Genomic DNA, 20,598 nt, shown 5'->3' with positions numbered 1-20,598 from the left:
TCGCCACAAAGAGCCGCCCTCGGCAGCAGAGTGTTTCGCCTTAGTGGCCTTATTGAATTCAACAGGAGTTACAAATGGCGAAGAAACCCAGGTCAGCCACCTTTATCAAAGACCCGCTCTGGTACAAGGATGCGGTGATCTACCAGGTTCACGTTAAGTCTTTTTTCGACTCCAACAACGACGGGATCGGCGACTTTCCCGGCCTTATCGCCAAACTCGATTACATTGCCGATCTGGGCGTCAACACCATCTGGCTGTTGCCATTCTACCCCTCGCCACGACGCGACGATGGCTATGACATCGCCGAATACCGTGGTGTGCATCCTGACTACGGCACCATGGCCGATGCCAAGCGCTTCATTGCCGAGGCTCATAAACGCGGCCTGCGGGTGATTACCGAATTGGTCATCAACCACACCTCGGACCAGCACGCCTGGTTCCAGCGCGCGCGCAAGGCCAAGCCCGGTTCGGCGGCCCGCGACTTCTACGTCTGGTCCGATGACGACCAGAAATACGATGGCACTCGCATCATCTTTCTCGACACCGAAAAGTCCAACTGGACCTGGGACCCGGTGGCCGGTCAGTACTTCTGGCACCGTTTCTATTCCCACCAGCCAGACCTGAACTTCGACAACCCGCAGGTCATGAAAGCGGTGCTGTCGGTGATGCGTTACTGGCTCGACATGGGCATCGACGGTCTGCGGCTGGACGCGATCCCGTACCTGATTGAGCGCGACGGCACCAACAATGAAAACCTGCCCGAGACCCACGACGTCCTCAAGCAGATCCGTGCCGAGATCGACGCCAATTACCCCGACCGCATGTTGCTGGCTGAAGCCAATCAGTGGCCGGAAGACACTCAGCTGTACTTTGGCAACACCGACGCCAGTGGCCAGAACGGCGACGAATGTCATATGGCCTTTCATTTCCCGCTGATGCCGCGCATGTACATGGCGCTGGCTCAGGAAGATCGCTTCCCGATCACCGATATCCTGCGCCAGACCCCGGAAATCCCCGCCAACTGCCAGTGGGCGATTTTCCTGCGCAACCACGATGAGTTGACCCTGGAAATGGTCACCGACCGGGAGCGCGATTACCTGTGGAATTACTACGCCGCCGACCGTCGGGCGCGGATCAATCTGGGGATTCGCCGGCGTCTGGCGCCGTTGATGGAACGTGATCGTCGCCGCGTGGAACTGCTTAACAGCCTGCTGCTGTCGATGCCCGGCACGCCGACCCTGTATTACGGCGATGAAATCGGCATGGGCGACAACATCTACCTCGGCGACCGCGACGGTGTGCGCACGCCGATGCAGTGGTCGATCGATCGTAACGGCGGGTTCTCCCGCGCCGATCCGGCCAGCCTGGTGCTGCCGCCGATCATGGACCCGCTCTACGGCTATCTGTCGGTCAACGTCGAAACCCAGGCCGGTGACCCTCATTCATTGTTGAACTGGAACCGGCGCCTGCTCGCGGTGCGCAAGCAGTCCAAGGCCTTCGGTCGCGGGACGTTGAAGATGCTCTCGCCGAGCAATCGACGGATTCTGGCTTACACCCGCGAATTCACCGGCCCGGACGGCAAGCACGAGATTATTTTGTGCGTGGCCAACGTGTCCCGCAGCGCGCAAGCGGCGGAACTGGATCTGTCGGCTTACGTCGGCATGGTTCCGGTGGAGATGCTCGGCGGCAATGCGTTCCCGCCCATCGGCCAGTTGAATTTCCTGCTGACGCTGGCGCCTTACGGTTTCTATTGGTTCGGGCTGGCGGCGGAAAACCAAATGCCGAGCTGGCACGTGGAACCGGCACAAAGCCTGCCGGACTTCACCACCCTGGTGCTGAAGAAACGCATGGAAGAGCTGCTCGAAGCGCCATCCCGACGTACTCTGGAGCAGGGCATCCTGCCGAGCTGGTTGCAGAACCGCCGCTGGTACGCCGGCAAGGACGGCATCATCGACAACGTCAACCTCGCTTACGGCGTGCGTTTTGGCGACCCGCAGCATCCAGTGCTGCTGGGTGAAATCGACGTCACCAGCGGCGGTCAGACCAGCCGCTATCAATTGCCGTTCGGCTTTATTTCCGAGGAACAGGTTGGCGCGGCGTTGCCGCAGCAATTGGCGCTGGCCAGGGTCCGGCGCGGGCGTCAGGTCGGCTTGATCACCGACGCCTTCAGCCTCGACAGCTTTGTTCATACCGTGTTGCAGAGCATGCAGGCCGGCATGGTGTTGCCGTCGGACGGCGGCGAGATCCGCTTCGAGCCTACCGACGAACTGGCCAGACTTGGCCTGACGGCCGAGTCGGAGGTGCGGTACCTGTCCGCCGAGCAATCCAACAGTTCGGTGGTGATCGGCAGCAGCCTGGTGCTGAAACTGATCCGCAAGGTCGCGTCAGGCGTGCATCCGGAACTGGAAATGAGTGCGTACCTGACCCATGCCGGTTTCCAAAACATATCGCCACTGCTGGGGGCGGTGATTCGTCGCGATGCGGCGGGCGAAGACACGTTGTTGATGATCGCCCAAGGCTACTTGAGCAATCAGGGCGATGCGTGGGAGTGGACCCAGAACAACCTCGAACGGGCACTTCGCGACGAACTCGCTGATGCCATGTCCGAGCAGGAGCAGCACTACAACGCCCTCGGCGAGCTGAAGGATTTTGCCGGCATGCTCGGCCAGCGTCTGGGGGAAATGCATCAGATGTTGGCCGCCCCGAGCGCCAATCCGGACTTTGCCCCACAGATCACCACCCAGAAAGATGCTTTGGCCTCGGCCAAGGATGTGGCGGCGCAACTGGAACATGCCCTGAAGTTACTCAAGCAGCATCAAACTGAACTGAACGCCGAGGATCAGGCATTGGTCAGTCGTTTGCTGGACAACAAAAAATCCATCCTCAGCCATGTCCAGGAACTGGGTAAAAAGGCTGCTGGCGGTTTGCGTATCCGCGTCCATGGTGACTTGCACCTGGGGCAGGTGCTGGTGATCAAGGGCGATGCCTACCTGATCGATTTCGAGGGCGAGCCGGCGCGGCCGCTGCATGAGCGCCGAGGCAAGCACAGCCCTTATAAAGATGTCAGCGGCGTGTTGCGCTCCTTCGATTACGCCGCGGCGATGACGATCAACGTGCATAACGTCGATAACACCGTCGCCGCCCAAGAGGCGCGTCAACGGGTTGCCGAGCGTTATCTGAAAGAGGCAAGGCAAGCATTTGTCGACGCTTATCGGCTGGCGGCAGCTAGTCTTGCTCATGCATGGCAAGATCCTGAAGGCGAAGACGCCGCGCTGGCGTTGTTCGGTCTGGAGAAGGCGGCTTATGAAGTGGCCTATGAGGCTGAAAATCGCCCCACCTGGCTGCCCGTGCCGTTGCACGGTCTGTACGGGTTATTGAGTGGGCTCAAACCCTTTTCCGATCTTGGTGGAGAGTAGTCATGAGTATCTCGAACAAGGAACAGGGGCATGTGGGACAGGCGCTGCTACCCAGGACGCGGGATATCGATGCGTTGGTACGTGCCGAGCACCAAGACCCCTTTGCAATTCTCGGCCCGCACGGCGATGGCGCCGGCGGGCAATTCATTCGAGCTTATCTACCGGACGCCTTGAGCGTGCAGGTGGTGGACAAGGAATCCGGGGAAGAACTCGGCAGCCTTGAGACCACCCAAACCCCGGGGCTGTTCGTCGGGCACTTCGAGCGGGCCCGACCCTATCAGTTGCGAACCCGTTGGGCCGGTGGCGAGCAACTCGCCGAGGACCCTTACAGCTTTGGCCCATTACTCGGCGAGATGGACTTGTACCTGTTCGCCGAGGGCAATCACCGCGACCTGAGCAGTTGCCTCGGCGCACAGCTGAAGACGGTCGATGGCGTCGACGGCGTGCGCTTTGCCGTGTGGGCGCCGAATGCCAGAAGGGTCTCGGTGGTCGGCGATTTCAACGTCTGGGATGGGCGCCGCCATCCGATGCGCCTGCGCCACCCTGCCGGCGTCTGGGAATTGTTCATCCCGCGCCTGCAAGCGGGGGAGGCCTATAAATACGAAATCCTCGGCGCCCACGGCATTCTGCCGCTCAAGGCCGACCCGATGGCCCTTGCCACCGCTTTGCCACCGGACACTGCATCGAAAGTCGCCTCGCCGCTGAAAATCGACTGGCAGGACCATGCCTGGATGCAGTCGCGGGGCGAGCGTCAGCGAACGAGCGCACCGTTGTCGATCTACGAGTTGCACGCCGGCTCCTGGCAATGCGAGCTGGATGACCTGGGCGAGGTCGCCCGTCAGTACACCTGGCCCGAGTTGGCCGAGCGGCTGATTCCTTATGTGAAGGAACTGGGCTTCACCCACATCGAGCTGATGCCGATCATGGAGCATCCGTTCGGTGGGTCCTGGGGTTATCAACTGCTGTCGCAATTCGCCCCGAGTGCCCGTTACGGCACGCCGGATGATTTCGCCGCGTTCGTCAATGCCTGTCACCAGGCCGAGATCGGCGTGATCCTCGATTGGGTGCCGGCGCATTTCCCCACCGATACCCACGGCCTGGCGCAGTTCGACGGCACCGCGCTGTATGAGTACGGCAACCCGCAGGAAGGTTTTCACCAGGACTGGGACACGCTGATCTACAACCTGGGCCGCACCGAGGTGCATGGCTACATGCTGGCGTCGGCGCTGCACTGGCTCAAGCATTTCCACGTTGATGGCCTGCGCGTGGACGCAGTGGCGTCGATGCTGTATCGCGATTACTCGCGCAAGGCCGGCGAATGGGTGCCCAACCGTCACGGCGGTCGGGAGAATCTGGAGGCCATTGATTTCGTCCGCCATCTCAACGATGTGGTGGCCCTGGAAACGCCGGGCGCACTGGTGATTGCCGAAGAATCCACGGCGTGGCCGGGTGTCAGCCAGAGCACGCAACAGGGTGGGCTGGGTTTTGCCTATAAGTGGAACATGGGCTGGATGCACGATTCACTGCATTACATTCAGCAAGATCCGGTATACCGCGCCCATCACCACAACGAGCTGAGTTTCGGCCTGGTGTATGCCTGGTCCGAGCGCTTCATCCTGCCGATTTCTCACGATGAAGTGGTGCATGGCAAGCATTCGCTGATCGACAAGATGCCCGGCGATCGCTGGCAGAAGTTTGCCAACCTGCGGGCTTATCTGAGTTTCATGTGGACGCATCCCGGCAAGAAACTGCTGTTCATGGGCTGCGAGTTCGGCCAGTGGCGAGAGTGGAATCACGATCAGCAACTGGACTGGTATTTGCTGCAATACCCGGAACACCAAGGCGTGCGCAAGCTGGTCGGTGACCTGAATCGGTTGTATCGCGAAGAACCGGCGCTGCACGATCAGGACGATGCCCCGCAAGGCTTCCAGTGGTTGATTGGCGACGATGCGGTCAACAGCGTCTACGCGTGGCTGCGCTGGAGCAAGGACGGGCGGCCGGTGTTGGTGGTGGCCAACTTCACCCCCGTGCCGCGACAGGCCTACCGCGTCGGCGTGCCGTTTGCCGGGCGCTGGGTCGAGTTGATCAACAGCGATGCCGACACTTATGCCGGGTCCAATTACGGTAACGGCGGCGGAGTGTTCACCGACGAAGAACCGAGCCATGGCCAGGCCCTCTCTGTGGAGTTGAACCTGCCGCCGTTGGCGGTGTTGATTTTGCGTCCGGAGGGTTGATCTAAAATCGCGTCGCTTCATTCGCGAGCAAGCCCGCTCCCACATTGGATTGTCGTCGTACACAAAACCAATGTGGGAGCGGGCTTGCTCGCGAAGGGGCCAGACCGAACAAAGCGCTTCTTGAGTCATGCACTCACCAACGCATCCGCACCCCAAGGCTGCCAATCAACCCGTTCAAATCATTGTCATCCACATCGCTGCTGTAATCGGCACTGACATACAGGCTGACCAAAGGCGTCACTCTGGCCACCAGCCCCAGACCCACGTCCACTGTCGATGAATTGCGGCTGCTGCTGATTTTGTCGACCTGATCCAGGCTTACGGTATTGCCGGTGTACACCGTGTGCCATACGTTGGTCCGCACATAGGGTTCGACCGGCAGGCCGTTAATATCGTAACTGCCTTTCAAGCGTGCCCCGACCCGACCGCTCCAGGACGTCATGTCGCTGGATGAGGCATTTCCAGAGCCGGCATAGGGCGTATCCAGGGTAACGCGTTGATTGATCAACTGCGCCTGGGGTTCGACCACCCAGTTATTACCCAGACCAATCGGGAAACCACCTTCCACCGAGAACGTCACCGCGCTGCCTTCGGTGGCTTGTCGCGCGCCCTGGTCATTGCGACTGTAGCCGTTGACCCGGCCACCGCTGGCCGTCAAGTCTACGTGCCAGCCTTGCGGACCGGTCAGGCTCCAGTAGGCGCCGAGACTTTGGCCTTGAAGGCTGAGCGTGTCATGGCCGGGGTCGGCGAGCGCGCGACTGGTCAGCAGGCCGTTGTCATTGCCCTGGAATTGGGCGGTGCCGCCGATCAGTCCGACCCGTTGAGTATGGCCGCTGTTGCTTTGTACGGTCAGCAGAGCCGGGCCTTTGAATTCGCTGGCGCCGGGGATAGAAGAACCCTGGGCCAGAGAGTCGGTTTGGGCCTGCCGTGAGGTCTTTCCGTAGACGTGGTCCCAGGCTGAAGGCGAGGCATCTTCAACCGTCAGGCGTGAGCTTTGTAAGTCTGGATTGAAGCGTAAGCGGCCGGGATACGTGGCGGAGGCGGTTGGCAAGGTAAGGGTCGGCAATGCCTGGTTGTACCAGAGGGGTGTTTCGTCCTCGGCAGGCGAGGCCTGCACCTCCATGGATGAGCACAGCAGGAATGAACTGGTGACAGTGCAAAAAGTGATTTTGATCTCTTGTGGGGTGAACGAAGTTTTCATGGGGGTCTACCTTGCAATCGCATGCGTCTCTCGCTTTGGCGTCTCTCCTACCCCGAATGAGGGGCGACCGAATGGATTGAGGCAAGGTCAGACCGCCCGTTTTTACAGGAGTCTGGAGGCTTGCCCCTGATGGATTTCCGGGGGTAGTAAGCAGTAGCTAAGAAGACTGCTGACGCTGCGTCAAGAAAGTGGCCGATAAGCGGTATGGCTATTTTAGACGTTGTAAGTGACTGATTTTTGGCGTGTATATAAGTTGTTGTTTGTGCAAAAAATCATCCCGAAAGATGCGGTCCAGACGCGCTGGGTAGGGGGCTATCGGTTGTTTGACGAACGATCAAGCGCAGGATAAACAAATGGCGTCGGTGCGCCATTGCTGTCATTTTTTCTGTCAGAGTTGGCAGTCTGTGGCGACTGTTGTTTGACGGTATTGCAGGTGCACCTCCACCGCCAGCGGCAAATGGTCCGACAGATGCGTCCAGGGTTTATGGCCGAGTATTCGAGGCTCATGACTGCTGGCATTACGCAGGTAGATCCGGTCCAGGCGCAGCAGGGGAAAACGCGCCGGGTAAGTTTTCGCCGGTCGGCCATGATGGCGTTCGAAGGCTTCATGCAGGTAGTCGCGCCGGGCGAGGGCGGCGTTGCCTTGCAACTGCCAGTCGTTGAAGTCGCCGGCAATAATCACCGGGGCATCATCGGGCAACGATTCGAGCAACAGGCAGAGCAACTGCAGCTGGAGTTGTCGATGGCTTTCCAACAGGCTCAGATGCACGCAAATGGCATGCACTTCGGCATGCCCCGGCACATCCAGAACACAGTGCAACAACCCGCGCCGCTCGGGACCGGTGATCGAGACGTCGAGGTTGCGAAATTCACGGATCGGGTATTTCGACAGCAGGGCATTGCCGTGATGGCCGTCGGGATAGACCGCGTTACGGCCGTAAGCGAAATCGCTCCACATGCTGTCGGCCAGGAACTCGTATTGCGAAGTCTGTGGCCACTCGTTGTAACGGGAAGAATGCCGGTCGTGCTCACCGACCACTTCCTGCAGAAACACCAGGTCCGCCGATGTGCTGCGCACCGCTTCACGCAGTTCCGGGAGGATGAAACGCCGGTTGAGGGCGGTGAAGCCTTTGTGGGTGTTGACCGTCAGTACTCTCAGTCGATGAATCGCCGGAGGTGTGTTCGGTGGCGTTGATTCGACGGCCTGTCGTTCGGCATCGCTGGACACGTTCACTCCTCTGAATCAAGGCTGCTGTTTCCATGCGACTGATGCACGGGCCAGCAGTTCAGTTTGAGCGACACCGCCCCATGTGGGAGCGGGTTACTGTGGTGAGGGGGCTTGCCTGTGGCGAGGGAGCTTGCTCCCGTTCGGCTGCGAAGCAGTCGCAAAGCTTTTGGGGCCGCTTCGCGCCCCAGCGGGAGCAAGCTCCCTCGCCACAAAAGCTCCTTTACCAACGACAGTCCTCGAAAAACTTAGACAAACACAATTTCATACGGCAATCGCATGCGCTCCAGAATCACCGGGGGCAGCAACGGGGCGATGCCGATCGCCGGCTCGCCGTCGAGTTGGCTGGCGTAAGCGTAAGTGGCGTGGCTTTTGCGCGCAACGGTCCAGGTGTCGAGGCGTACCTTGCGCGCGCGATGCCAGGGGATCAGCCCATGATCGCGCATCGGCCAGTGCCAGGCCCAGACCGGTATTTCGTTGAGCGTCGCGTCGACCAGGGCCGCAGCCTTGACGCTGGCCCGGCCGACGGCACCGTGGTCGCCATGGTCGTCTTCGCGCCAGGTGCTGAACACCACATCACCGGGGCGTAGATAACGGGCGATGAATTGGGTCAATTCGGACTCCCGCTCGGCAAGAGCGTTGTCAGTGAAGCCGCCGCGAATCCACTTCAGGCTGTGCATCGGCAACCCGAGTCGGCGCAAGGCTTCGACGCTTTCCTGGGGCCGGAACACGCTCAGGCGTTTTTCCGACCACTGCCGCGATCCCGGATGGCTGGCGCTACCGTCGGTGATCGAGATCAATTGCAGGGGATGACCAAGGGAGCACAGCAACTGCAGCAGACCACCGCAGGTCACCACTTCATCGCCGGGATGCGGCGCGATGACTACCGCGCGAGCGCCGGCCGGGACCAGTGTTTCGGTGTTGATGACAGGGATGTTGTCCAGTTGCGGGGCGCTGTTCCAGATCTGCGCGGGCAAACTGTTTTCGCTGATGGAAACTGATTTCATAGGCGCTACTTCCTTGTTCTGTCGTGCCCTCAGTCATGCGTATTACTTGCAGGACGCAAGCCTGGCAGACCCGTGAAGGCGGGGGTAAATAGCAATTGCAGCGCTCCGGACCCTGGATTGCCGCGGGCAGAGTATTGCTCATGGAATGCTATTCGTCGCCTCAGCCTTTGGTCTGATAGGTTTTTTTGATCCGGGCTGTGTCGAATGTTGCAAATAGTCAGCAAAAAAAACTGTGGGAGCGAGCCTGCTCGCGATAGCGGTCTGTCAGTCACATTAATGCTGGATGTGCCATCGCAATCGCGAGCAGGCTCGCTCCCACATGGACTGCTTCCTTTTTTACTCGTCTTCCTCACGCTGCAATTCGAACAGCAGCAGCGAACGGCCGGTGACTGAATATTCGTGACCGAACTCGAAGCGTTCCTGGCCACGAATCGAGGGTTGATTGGTATCGATAATGCAGGTCCAGAAACCGCCGTCAGGCACTTCCGGCAGCAGGAAATTGACGATGTCATGGTGGGCGTTGACCACCAGTAGCAACGTTGCGTCGGCACCCTTGCGGCGAATGCCGGTTTCCTGGGCGCGGCCATCAAGCAGCATGCCCAGGCAACGACCGTGGCCTTCTTCCCATTGTTCGATGGACATTTCGCTGCCATCCGGGGCCAGCCAGGTCACGTCCTTGACGCCGATGTCTTCGTTGTAATTGCCCACCAGAAAGCGCCCGCGACGCAGAATCGGATAGGCCAGACGCAGTTTGATCAGGCGTTTGACGAACTTGAGCAGGGCCTTGCCGTCTTCGCTCAGGTCCCAATTGACCCAACCGATCTCGCTGTCCTGGCAATAGGCATTGTTATTGCCTTCCTGGGTGCGAGCGAACTCATCGCCGGCCACCAGCATCGGCGTGCCCTGGGACAGCAGCAAGGTGGCGAAGAAGTTGCGCATCTGGCGCTGGCGCAGTTCATTGATCTCGGGATCGTCGGTCGGGCCTTCGACGCCATGGTTCCAGGACAGGTTGTTGTTGCTGCCGTCCTGATTGTTCTCGTCGTTGGCTTCGTTGTGTTTGTCGTTGTACGACACCAGGTCGTTCAGGGTGAAACCGTCGTGGGCGGTGACGAAGTTCACCGAGGCATACGGCCGCCGGCCACGCTGATTGAACATCTCGCCGGAGGCGGTCATGCGACTGGCGAAGTCCGCCAGTTGGCCGTCGTCGCCTTTCCAGAACGCGCGCACGGTGTCGCGGAATTTGTCATTCCACTCAACCCAACCCGGAGGAAAGTTGCCGACTTGATAGCCACCGGGGCCGCAATCCCAGGCTTCTGCAATCATCTTCACCTGGCGCAGCACCGGGTCTTGACGGCAGGCCACGAGAAAGCTGTGACGCTCGTCGAAACCGTCGTGGTAGCGGCCAAGAATGGTCGCCAAGTCAAAACGGAAACCGTCCACGTGCATTTCCGTGGCCCAGTAACGCAGGGAGTCGGTGACCATTTGCAGCACACACGGGTGACTCAGGTCCAGGGTGTTACCGGTCCCGGAATCGTTGATGTAGTAGCGCTTGTCGTCGGGCATCAAGCGGTAGTATGAGGCGTTGTCGATGCCGCGCATCGACAGGGTCGGGCCTTGTTCGTTGCCCTCGGCGGTGTGGTTGTAGACCACGTCGAGGATCACTTCCAGATTGGCCTCGTGCAGGTGCGCGACCATCTCCTTGAACTCGGCGATCTTGCCGCTGGCCAGGTAGCGCGGGTCCGGGGCAAAGAACGCAATGCTGTTGTAACCCCAGTAATTGGTCATGCCTTTGTGCAGCAGATGCTGGTCATTGACGAAGGCATGAATCGGCAGCAATTCCACAGTCGATACGCCGAGCTTGCGGATGTGTTCCAGCACGTCATCGACCATCAACCCGGCGAAGGTGCCACGCAGGTTCTCGGGGACGGAGGGGTGACGCATGCTGAAACCGCGTACGTGTGTTTCGTAAATGATCGTTTTGTCCCACGGCACGCTGACCCGATGGTCATGACCCCAGGTGTGGGCCGGGTCGATCACTTTGCATTTGGGCACGAAGGGCGCGCTGTCCCGTTCATCGAAACTGAGGTCGGCGTCAGGGTGGCCGATGGTGTAGCCGAACAACGCTTCGGACCATTTCAATCGACCGACCAATTGCTTGGCATAGGGATCGATCAGCAGCTTGTTGGGATTGAAACGATGGCCGTTGGCCGGGTCATACGGACCGTACACGCGATAGCCGTAGATCAACCCCGGGTGGGCGTCGGGCAAGTAGCCGTGGTAGATCTCGTCGGTGTATTCCGGTAACTCGATACGCTCGATTTCCACCTCGCCGGCGTCGTCAAAGATGCACAGTTCGACCTTGGTCGCGTTAGCCGAAAACAGCGCGAAATTGACCCCCAGGCCATCCCAGGTCGCGCCTAGCGGGAAGGGCAGGCCTTCACGGATTCGCGAGGCCTCGGCACGAGGTTCGGGCGCGGTTTTCTTTGGACTACTCATAGATGCTCCTGCATTGGGGGGCGGTACTGGGCTAATGCCGGTCAGCTGTGGCGAGGGAGCTTGCTCCCGTTGGGCCGCGAAGCGGCCCCCCTATCCCCAGAAAGAGGGGGACCGCTTCGCAGTCCAACGGGAGCAAGCTCCCTCGCCACAAATCAAGCGGGGCAAGGCGATAAAGCGTCAGGTCGTTGGCGGTTTACGCGCGGCGCGAGGCTTTTTCTCCGTGGATTTTTCTCCCGGCGGGATCACTGTCGAAGCGGCGGCGGGTTTGGCCTTGGGCTTGGTTTTGGCTTTGAGTGCGGGTTCGATGTCCTTGGCATTGACCAGCTTGCCGTCGGGCTTGCCGACCGCAGATTTGGTGCCGACACGTTTGCTGCCGGTCGCTTTCGATGACTTGCCGGGAGCCAGTGCTTCGGCTTCGGCGAGTTTGCAGGCCATCTCCCAATGGCGTGCTTCCTGGCCCACGGGTTTCCCTTCGGACTCCCAGATCTGATAGGCAAATTCGCGGATGCGTTTATCGTCGGTACTCATCGCAATGCTCCTGAACTGAACTCAAGCTTGGGTAGTTTGGATAAAGAGATTGACCGGGAAATCCCCCAGCGCGGCGCTGACCATCAGCTCCCTGTGTTTTGTGACTGTGACGCTTGCAAAAAGTCCCTTCAGATTTTCTTCAGGCGCGGCGAACGTCAATTTGACTCGGGTATCGCCCCACAGCGGCGCCTCAACCTGTGGTTCGGCACTGTTTTCCAGCAGCTCGGCACAGCGTATCGGTACGATCACGATAGCCCGTTTTCCCTGCCATTCACGAGCAAACGCCAATACCCGGTGAGCCTGGTTGCCGAGGACTTCAAGGGCTTGATAAGTCCCTGTCTGAAACAGCTGGGCATGCTCGGCGCGTCGGCTCAACGCATGGGCGATCAGGGTTTGCTTGATGCGCCCGTCACGCCAGTTCACCAACAGATCCGGCAGGTCCAGTCGTACGTGCATGGCCTGCTGACGGCTGACGTAATCCACCGGCCGGCGGTTGTCCGGATCGACCAGCGTGAAGTCCCAGAACTCGTTGCCCTGATAGAGATCCGGTACCCCCGGCACAGTCATTCGCAGCAAGGTTTGCGCCAAGCCATTCAACGCACCCGGGGCGGCGATGCTCTGCGCCGCCGCACCGATGGTCGCGCGCAGTGGCTGGCCTTCGGGGCTGAGCAGCAAGCGTTCGAGAAACCCATGGGTCGCCTGTTCATATCCCTCGTTTGGTGCGCTCCAGCTGCTTTGCAACTTGGCTTCGCGCAGGGCTTTCTGTTGCCACTGCCAGAGGCGTTTGGCGTAGTCCTCGAGCGCCACCTGATCATCGCTGCGCAGTTCCAGCGGCCAGCTGCCGAGGATCGCTTGATAAAGAATCAGCTCGTCGCCCGCCGAGGGCGCGCCGGGTTCAGTGCGCAATTGGTCGGCCAGGGTTCGCCAGTGTTCGACCTGTGCGCCATACCAGGCGCTGCGCTCGCTTAACACCGCCAGCCGCGCACGGGTGTCTTCGCCGCGTTTGTGGTCGTGGGTCGCGGTGGCCAGCAGGTTGTCGGGGAATTCGGCGAGGCGATTGGCGCAGGCCGCATGGAAGTCAGCCACCGGCGCACTGAACTGCTCGGTGTTGTAGCCGACATCGTTGCGCGACAGCAGCACCGCCGAGCGATAAAGCGCGGTGTCTTCCACCGCCTTGGCCGCCGCCGGTGAGGTCAGTTGCTGGAAGCGCACGCACGCATGCTTGAGCAGTTTGCGTGGGCGGCCCAGCGGGTGTTTGCGCCAGGGTTGGCCACCCAGCCAGCCGGACAGGCAATCGAGCACGGGCCAGTCGGCTTCGCCAAGGGTTTGCCTTGCACCGTCCATGGCTTGCTGGAAAAACACCTCGTCCTGGGCGCAGTTTCGGCCCAGCGGGCTGATGTAAGTGCGATACACCGGGAAGTGTACGATCAGTTCCTGCAAGGCCCGACGGATTGCGCCGAGGGTCAGGTCCCGTGTCATCAGGTCGTCCCGGGCCACTTGCAACAGGGCGTGGGCGACACTTTCGAAATCCCCGGCGAGGGAGCCGTTGAGAATCTGCTGACGCGCCAGTTGTGCTTCCTGGCGGAAATCGGCGGGCCGTTCGCTGTGCCGGCTCCAGAGTTCACCCAAGGCCTGGGCGCCTTCGGGGTCGTGTTGCAGCAACGACAACTGGTTCATGAATTCGTAACCGGTGCTGCCATCGACAGACCAGTCGCGGTGCAGGGTTTCGCCTTCGCCGAGGATCTTCTCGACGTAGATCGGCAGGTGCCGCTCCGGTACCAGTCTATCGACTCGGCGCCGCAATTTGCGGCAGTAGCCACGCGGGTCGGCGAGGCCATCGATGTGATCGATGCGCAGCCCGTCGACAAGACCCTCGGCTACCAGCTCGAAGATTTTTGCATGGGTCGCCTCGAACACCGCCGGGCGTTCGACGCGCAGGCCACCCAGTTCATTGATATCGAAAAAACGCCGCCAGTTGATGTCGTCCGCCGCGGTACGCCAGCTGGCCAGGCGATAACTCTGGCGCTCCAGCAGATTATGCAGGCGCTGGAAACCCTCGGGGGTGAGCGAGTCGTACGTGCCGAGGGTGTGTTCGATGGCGTGAAGAATGGCCGGATCGCTGGCGAGTTCATGCAGTTCCGTTTTCAGCGGAATCGCCAGGCTGTATGCGTCAGTCTGGTAGCTCAAGGTACTGAAGCGGTCTGCCAGGGATTTGAGCTGCTCGGCCTGCTCGGCATTCAATTGATCATCGGCCTTGAGCAGCTCGCCGTAGTCTGACGGGGAAATCGGGAAGTGGTGCTCATAGTGCTCGACATAAAAAGCGCCGCGCCGGGCATCGAAACGCAAGGGCAGGGTGCCGTCCTGCAAGGCGATGCCGTAATCACTGCCCAAAAAAGGCAGCAGCAACTGGCCTTCCATCAACGGGTCGGGCGAGTGCCATTGAATGTCGAAGAACTCGCCGTAAGGGCTCAGTCGCCCCCATTCCAGCAAGTCGAGCCACCAGGGGTTATCGCCACCGCCGACGGCCATGTGGTTGGAGACAATGTCGAGGATCAGCCCCATGTTCTGTTCGCGCAATGCACCGACCAAACGCCGCAATGCCGCTTCGCCGCCCAGTTCTGGGTTGACCGTGGTCGGGTCCACCACGTCGTAGCCATGCATGGACCCCGCGCGGGCGGCGAGCAGCGGCGAGGCATAGACATGGCTGATGCCCAGACTGGCGAAGTACGGCACCAGCGGCACCGCCTGATCCAGAGTGAAACCTTTATGAAATTGCAGCCGCAGAGTCGCCCGCAGCGGTTGGATGAACGGTTGATTCATTGGTCACGCTCGGCCGCCTGAAGTCGTGCACAGGCGAGCAGTTCCAGGCGCCGTGCGGCGTCCGGATCATCGAGCAGGGCTTCGCTGTCGCCGGGCAGCCTGCGGGACCAGTTGGGATGGGTATCGGTGGTGCCGGGCAGGTTGGCCTGCTGTTCGATACCCAAGGCATCTTCCATTGGCAGCAATACCAGCGGCGCGCGGGTATGGCCGAGGAAGCGGATCGCGGCGTCGAGCACCTGATCGGTTTCGTGGGACTCTTCGCGGAAATTCTGCGGGTCCTCGCTCAGCACCCGGCGCAAACCTTCGCGCTCGCGTTCACGGTGTTGGCGCCATTCGATTTCCCCCGGGGCGTCGACCAGATTCAAGCGCGCGCTCCAGTCAATATCGCGGCCATGCCACCAGCCATTGAGCGTCGGCAGGTCGTGGGTGCTGGTGGTTGCCAGCGCGTTGTCCGGCCAGTCAAGAATCGGCTTGAAGTGAGTATTGTCCTGTTCGAACAGCAGCACGCGCATGCCGAGAATCGAGCGTGCGATGAGTTTCTCGCGCAGACCCTCGGGCACGGTGCCGAGGTCCTCGCCGAGGACGACGGCCTGATGCCGATGGGATTCGAGGGTCAGCAAGCGCAGCAGGTCGTCCACCGGGTAATAGAGGTAGGCACCGTCGCTGGGCGGCGCATCGTTGGGGATCACCCACAGTCGTTGCAGCCCCATGACGTGATCGATACGCAGGCCGCCGGCATGGGCGAAGTTGGCCCGCAGCATTTCGATGAATGCGCGAAAGCCGTTGCGCACCAGACCTTCGGGAGAGAACGCGGAAATGCCCCAACCCTGGCCGGAACGATTGAGGATGTCTGGTGGCGCACCCACGGTCAGTGAGGCGAGCAATTCGTCCTGACGACTCCAGGCCTGGCTGCCGCCGCCGTCAGCGCCAACGGCCAGGTCGGCGATCAGACCGATGCCCATGCCTGCACTGCGGGCGGCGGCCTGGGCGCGTTCCAGGCTGCGCGCAATCAGCCATTGGCAGAATGCGTAGTAGCCGATGCGGGTCGAATTTTCTTCGGCAAAATGCGCCAGGGCGGTGCTGCGCGGGTCACGCCATTGTTCGGGCCACTCGCGCCAGTCGAGGCTTTCACCGCGCCGCGCACGGGCTTCCTGGATCGCTTCGAAGCGGCAATGATTTTCCAGTGCTTCGCCGCCGGCATGACGGAAACTGCTGAAGTCTGGGTGCAAGGGGTGTTCGCCGTGGGTGAACCCTTCGTACAAGGCTTCGAGCAAGCGGTGCTTGGCTTCGGCGGCGGTGGGCCAGTCGATCAGCGGCAACGCTTCAAGGTGCTTGAGCTCAGCGGCAAGGCCGGTGGCGTCGATCGCGGTGCGCAGGGCGCGCTCACCGAGGATCGCGCCGGGCGCCGCGTACAGGCTATTGAGGAACAAACGGCTGGACGGCGAGTATGGGCTGTAACGTTGGGTGTCGCCGCTGAACATCGCATGCAGCGGGCTGATCGCCAACGCTTCGGCGCCCCGTTCGCCGGCCACCCGGGCCAGATCTTCGAGGGCCTGGGTATCGCCGAAACCGCCATCGCCGGGGCGACGCAGCGAGTACAGCTGCACGCTCAGGCCCCAGGCGCGGGGGTTTTTACTGTCAACCGCATCGCCGACGCTGTAGCAGCGTTGAGGTGCCACCGCCAGGGTGAAGGATTGATCGTCGATGCTGACGTGCTGATAACCCACCGGCACCAGCCCGGGCAACACAGCGTTGTCATCGAGCTTCAAGTTAATCCGTGAGCCGTCTTCGAGATGGATCTCACACGGGGTTTGCGGTTCAAAGTAGTGGGCCAGATCAAGGCCGACGCCCACGTCGCAGGTCAACAGCGGTGGCAGGTGCCGGGTTTGTTGCACCTCCTGCAGTTGCAGCAGGCTGGCGTCGATTTCCTGAGCGCTGCCGGCGGGATGGCCAAGCCCGGCCAGCACCGAGCGCAACACCGCCGGGGTGACTTTCTGTGGACGGCCATTGGCGTCGATCCAGTCGACGGCCAAGCCTGCTCGGCTGGCCAGTATTTCCAGTTGCGCATTGCTCATGGGCGCTCTCCATCCGGGGGTAGCAAAGGGGCTGCGGCCGTGAGGCTGACTAGCGCGCAATACGGGGCAAGCATGCCCTGATTCAACAGACCGGCCGATTGTGGCGGGTGTTCGAACAGCAATGTCGCGTCGGCCTGTGGGGTGTGGACCGCAGGTGCATCGCTGAGGTTCAGGTCAATGCGCAACTGACTGCCATCGCCCAGCCGCCAGCGCGCCGTCACCGCACCCTCGGCCAGTACCTGCGCACCCAGCGCCTGGGCGCCGGGCAGGTGCGGGATGATGTGTCGGTGGCGGATCTGCAGCAGTTGGCGATACAGAGCGTAAATCGGCGATTGGCGGCTGGTGGTCAGTGTCGGCCGTGAAGCTTCGAAGGTCTGCGTCGCGTTCGGATCGGGAATCTGCTCGCGTTTGTGCGGGTCGGCAAAGGCGCTGAACGCTGCGAACTCGTTGCGTCGTCCTTCGCGCACCAGTTCCGCCAATTCACCGTGGTGGCTGGTGAAGAACAGGAACGGTTGCTCGACGGCAAACTCATCGCCCATGAACATCAGCGGAATCATCGGCGACAACAGCAGCAACGCAGTGGCGGCATAAAGGGCATCAGGATGGGCCAACTGATGCAGGCGTTCGCCAAAGGCGCGATTGCCGATCTGGTCGTGGTTCTGCAGAAATAGCACGAAGGCTGTGGGCGGCAAGTGACCGCTCGGTTCACCGCGCGCCGTACCGTGACGGGTGATGTGGCCTTGAAACACGAAGCCCTGGCTCAGGCAGCGGGCGAGCTGTTCGGTGGGGTGCTCGGCATAGTCGGCGTAATAGGCGTCGGTTTCACCCGTGAGCAGAACGTGCAGGGCGTTATGGCCGTCGTCGTTCCACTGCGCGTCAAAACCTTGCTCCAGCAGGCTGGCCTGGTTGTGCTCGTTTTCCGCCATGAGCCACACGTGCCGCGCCGGATCGGTTTGCCGCCGCACCCGTTGCGCCAGCTCTTGAAGAAAGTCCGGGTCTTCGATGGCATGCACCGCGTCCAGGCGCAGGCCGTCGAAGCGGTACTCCAGCAACCACATCAGCGCGTTGTCGATAAAGAAGTCGCGCACCTCGCGCCGCCGGAAGTCGATCGCCGCGCCCCACGGGGTGTGTTTGTCTTCGCGGAAAAAGCCTTTGGCGTAGCGATGCAGGTAATTGCCATCCGGGCCGAAGTGGTTGTAGACCACGTCGAGAATCACCGCCAGGCCGTGGCCGTGGGCCGTGTCGATCAGGTGTTTGAGTTGTTCGGGCGAGCCATAGGAAGCTTGCGGCGCGTAAAGCAAAACCCCGTCATAGCCCCAGTTACGCTCGCCGGGGAACTGCGCCAGCGGCATCAGTTCGATGGCGGTAATACCCAGCTCGACCAGGTGCTCCAGATGCTGCTCAACCTGGCTGAAGCCGCCGAGTGCACCGACGTGCAGTTCGTAGATCACCGCCTCATTCCACGGTCGACCCTGCCAGGCGCTGTGGTGCCACCGATAGGCGAGGGGATCGACCACCACGCTGTGGCTGTCGATATCGCCCGCCTGGGCGCGGGAGGCCGGGTCCGGCACCTCCAGCTCGCCATCGATGTTGTAGCGGTAGCGGGTACCCGCGGGGCAGCGGGTGTTGATCACAAACCAGCCATCGGCCTGAGGCAGCAGTGGCAGTGATTGCCCATCTTCCAGTTCGAGACTGACGAAAAACGCATCTGGCGCCCACAAGGCAAAACGCGTGTGTTCTGCGTCCAGCATGATTGCGCCGTGGGGCCAGGTCTCAAGGGTCCGTAACGGCATCGTTGAAAGCCTCTTACTGTTTGCCCGATTTTCCCAGGGCTTTAGCCACCAGCTGTTCGTAGAGTTCGGCGTAGGGTTCGACGGCCTTGCACCAGTTGAAAGGCGCCGCCATGGCTCGGCAACGCATCGCGTTGAGCAGATCCGGGAAGGCGAACACCTTGAACGCGCGGCTCAGGGCTTCGCGATAACTCTCCACCGTGGATTCGTCGAAGAGGAAACCGGTCACACCGTTTTCAATGGTGTCGGCCAAACCACCGGTATTGCGGGCCACCGGCAATGAACCGAAGCGCTGGGCGTACATCTGGCTCAGGCCGCAGGGTTCGTAACGCGAAGGCATCAGCAGGAAATCACTGCCGGCAAACATCCGGCGGGCGTCGGTTTCATTGAAGCCGATGTGTACGCCGACTTGCCCGGGGAAGCGCAACGCCAGTTCACGCATGGCTTGTTCTTCTTCCGGTTCGCCACGGCCGATGATCGCGATTTGCCCGCCATTGTCGACAATGTATTCGGCCACTGCTTCGGTCAGGTCCAGGCCTTTCTGATAGACCAGCCGCGAAACCACGGCGAACAGTGGACCTTCGGAGTCTTCGAGGTCGAACAGTCTGCGAACGTGCATGGCATTGACTGCTTTACCGTCCCAGTCGCCGATGCCGAAGGGGTGGAACAGGTGCGGATCGGTCGCTGCATCCCAGCTCTCATCGATGCCATTGGGAATCCCGCTGAGCAGACCTTGCTGGGTCTTGGCGGCGAGAAAACCGTCGAGGCCGCAGCCGAAGGCTGGCGTGGTGATTTCCTGGGCATAGGTGGCGCTGACGGTGGTGATGTGGCTCGAGTAGGCCATGCCAGCTTTGAGGAACGACATCTTGCCGTAAAACTCCATGCCTTCCTGTTGCAAGGCATGCATGGGGATCCCGAGTTCCGGGCACGAGCCAAGGCTGATGACGCCCTGGTATGCCAGGTTGTGGATGGTGAACAGGGTCGGGGTGCGTTGACCGCGCCAGTGCATATAGGCGGGGGCCAGGCCAGCCGGCCAGTCGTGAGCATGCACCAGGTCCGGGCACCAGTGAATTTGGGCGAGATTGGCGGCGATATCGGCCGCTGCTAGGCCCAGTCGAGCGAAACGAATATGGTTGTCCGGCCAGTCGCGGCCGTTGTTGGCGCCGTAGGGTGAACCTTCGCGCTCGTACAATTCAGGGCAGATCAACACGTAAATGACCAGGCCGTCGGGCATGTCCATGCGCCCGATCTTGCAAGGCGGCAATGCTGCGTGCCCGCCCAGTTCACCAATGATATGAATCGGGTTTTCGCTGTTCATTACTTGCGGATAACCGGGGATCAGCACACGGACATCGTGCAGATGCGCCATCGCCCGGGGCAGTGCGGCGGAAACGTCGCCAAGACCTCCGGTCTTTACCAGGTCGGCAATCTCCGAGGTGACGAACAGGACTTTCTTCTTGTTGGGATTCTGGCTGGCTGCCGGTGTCAGCGTCTTGGGGATCGGCATATTGACTGATTTGGCATTGAGGACACCGACGGTGCTCGTTTCCCCGACCTGCTGATGAGCACGTTCTCCCTGGATATCTAAAGCCGCACTGATCATATGAATCTCCCGTGTTGTTGATCTAATTCTAGGCCTGGCACAAACGGTGTTCGTGGCCAAATCCTGTGGCCGGGCGCAAACGCGCTACGCATCGGTGAGCAAGTGCTGCCCATGCGCTGAAGCAGAATGGGTGAAGTGGCTGTTGCAAGGAATGCACCAGTCGCTGTGGCCCTACCTTTAACCTGACACGAGGCCAGCACCAA

11 protein-coding genes are annotated in these 20,598 nt (G+C 60.9%); 2 read left to right on the top strand and 9 right to left on the bottom strand.

Features of this window, described 5'->3' with window-relative positions; genetic code table 11:
• Window positions 1-74: 74 nt before the first annotated feature.
• Both treS and glgB read left to right on the top strand, forming a co-directional pair.
• On the top strand, window positions 75-3,416 hold the full coding sequence (treS, locus tag BK662_RS20830; protein ID WP_123359633.1) for a maltose alpha-D-glucosyltransferase: 3,342 nt from the start codon (window positions 75-77) through the stop codon (window positions 3,414-3,416).
• A 2-nt stretch (window positions 3,417-3,418) separates the two neighbouring features.
• Window positions 3,419-5,650, top strand: a complete 2,232-nt coding sequence (glgB, locus tag BK662_RS20825) for a 1,4-alpha-glucan branching protein GlgB (protein WP_123359632.1) — start codon at window positions 3,419-3,421, stop codon at window positions 5,648-5,650.
• A gap of 133 nt (window positions 5,651-5,783) precedes the next feature.
• Here glgB and BK662_RS20820 read toward each other — a convergent pair whose 3' ends face one another.
• The 9 genes from BK662_RS20820 to glgA all read right to left on the bottom strand — a co-directional run bounded on the left by BK662_RS20820 (window position 5,784) and on the right by glgA (window position 20,395).
• On the bottom strand, window positions 5,784-6,851 hold the full coding sequence (locus BK662_RS20820; RefSeq protein ID WP_123359631.1) for an autotransporter domain-containing protein: 1,068 nt from the start codon (window positions 6,849-6,851) through the stop codon (window positions 5,784-5,786).
• A gap of 388 nt (window positions 6,852-7,239) precedes the next feature.
• Window positions 7,240-8,079 (bottom strand): endonuclease/exonuclease/phosphatase family protein, encoded by an 840-nt coding sequence (locus tag BK662_RS20815; protein ID WP_123359630.1) that lies wholly within the window; start codon window positions 8,077-8,079, stop codon window positions 7,240-7,242.
• A gap of 245 nt (window positions 8,080-8,324) precedes the next feature.
• Complete coding sequence (locus tag BK662_RS20810) at window positions 8,325-9,083, bottom strand: PIG-L deacetylase family protein (protein WP_123359629.1); 759 nt, start codon at window positions 9,081-9,083, stop codon at window positions 8,325-8,327.
• A gap of 336 nt (window positions 9,084-9,419) precedes the next feature.
• Window positions 9,420-11,579 carry a glycogen debranching protein GlgX gene (glgX, locus tag BK662_RS20805; RefSeq protein ID WP_123359628.1) on the bottom strand — a complete coding sequence of 720 codons (2,160 nt, stop codon included), beginning with the start codon at window positions 11,577-11,579 and terminating at the stop codon, window positions 9,420-9,422.
• Between the two features lie 177 nt (window positions 11,580-11,756).
• Window positions 11,757-12,107 (bottom strand): DUF2934 domain-containing protein, encoded by a 351-nt coding sequence (locus BK662_RS20800; RefSeq protein ID WP_123359627.1) that lies wholly within the window; start codon window positions 12,105-12,107, stop codon window positions 11,757-11,759.
• A 21-nt stretch (window positions 12,108-12,128) separates the two neighbouring features.
• Window positions 12,129-14,927, bottom strand: a complete 2,799-nt coding sequence (locus BK662_RS20795; protein ID WP_123359626.1) for a malto-oligosyltrehalose synthase — start codon at window positions 14,925-14,927, stop codon at window positions 12,129-12,131.
• Window positions 14,924-17,002 carry a 4-alpha-glucanotransferase gene (gene malQ / locus BK662_RS20790; RefSeq protein WP_123359625.1) on the bottom strand — a complete coding sequence of 693 codons (2,079 nt, stop codon included), beginning with the start codon at window positions 17,000-17,002 and terminating at the stop codon, window positions 14,924-14,926. The genes BK662_RS20795 and malQ overlap by 4 nt, the downstream gene beginning before the upstream one ends.
• Complete coding sequence (treZ, locus tag BK662_RS20785) at window positions 16,999-18,795, bottom strand: malto-oligosyltrehalose trehalohydrolase (protein ID WP_123359624.1); 1,797 nt, start codon at window positions 18,793-18,795, stop codon at window positions 16,999-17,001. The genes malQ and treZ overlap by 4 nt, the downstream gene beginning before the upstream one ends.
• 13 nt (window positions 18,796-18,808) lie before the next feature.
• Window positions 18,809-20,395, bottom strand: coding sequence for a glycogen synthase GlgA (gene glgA / locus BK662_RS20780; RefSeq protein WP_123359623.1), 1,587 nt, complete (start codon window positions 20,393-20,395; stop codon window positions 18,809-18,811).
• Window positions 20,396-20,598 lie beyond the last annotated feature (203 nt).

Origin of the sequence: Pseudomonas frederiksbergensis (assembly GCF_003732275.1) — a bacterium.
GTDB classification, from domain to species: domain Bacteria; phylum Pseudomonadota; class Gammaproteobacteria; order Pseudomonadales; family Pseudomonadaceae; genus Aquipseudomonas; species Aquipseudomonas frederiksbergensis_H.
The sequence above is the reverse complement of the archived record's forward strand: the minus strand, read 5'-3'. Positions and strand labels throughout refer to the sequence as shown.

Coding starts and splice junctions, on each gene's coding strand:
- treS (WP_123359633.1), top strand. CDS start 75: ATGGCGAAGAAACCCAGGTCAGCCACCTTTATCAAAGACCCGCTCTGG.
- glgB (WP_123359632.1), top strand. CDS start 3,419: ATGAGTATCTCGAACAAGGAACAGGGGCATGTGGGACAGGCGCTGCTA.
- BK662_RS20820 (WP_123359631.1), bottom strand. CDS start 6,851: ATGAAAACTTCGTTCACCCCACAAGAGATCAAAATCACTTTTTGCACT.
- BK662_RS20810 (WP_123359629.1), bottom strand. CDS start 9,083: ATGAAATCAGTTTCCATCAGCGAAAACAGTTTGCCCGCGCAGATCTGG.
- glgX (WP_123359628.1), bottom strand. CDS start 11,579: ATGAGTAGTCCAAAGAAAACCGCGCCCGAACCTCGTGCCGAGGCCTCG.
- BK662_RS20800 (WP_123359627.1), bottom strand. CDS start 12,107: ATGAGTACCGACGATAAACGCATCCGCGAATTTGCCTATCAGATCTGG.
- BK662_RS20795 (WP_123359626.1), bottom strand. CDS start 14,927: ATGAATCAACCGTTCATCCAACCGCTGCGGGCGACTCTGCGGCTGCAA.
- malQ (WP_123359625.1), bottom strand. CDS start 17,002: ATGAGCAATGCGCAACTGGAAATACTGGCCAGCCGAGCAGGCTTGGCC.
- treZ (WP_123359624.1), bottom strand. CDS start 18,795: ATGCCGTTACGGACCCTTGAGACCTGGCCCCACGGCGCAATCATGCTG.
- glgA (WP_123359623.1), bottom strand. CDS start 20,395: ATGATCAGTGCGGCTTTAGATATCCAGGGAGAACGTGCTCATCAGCAG.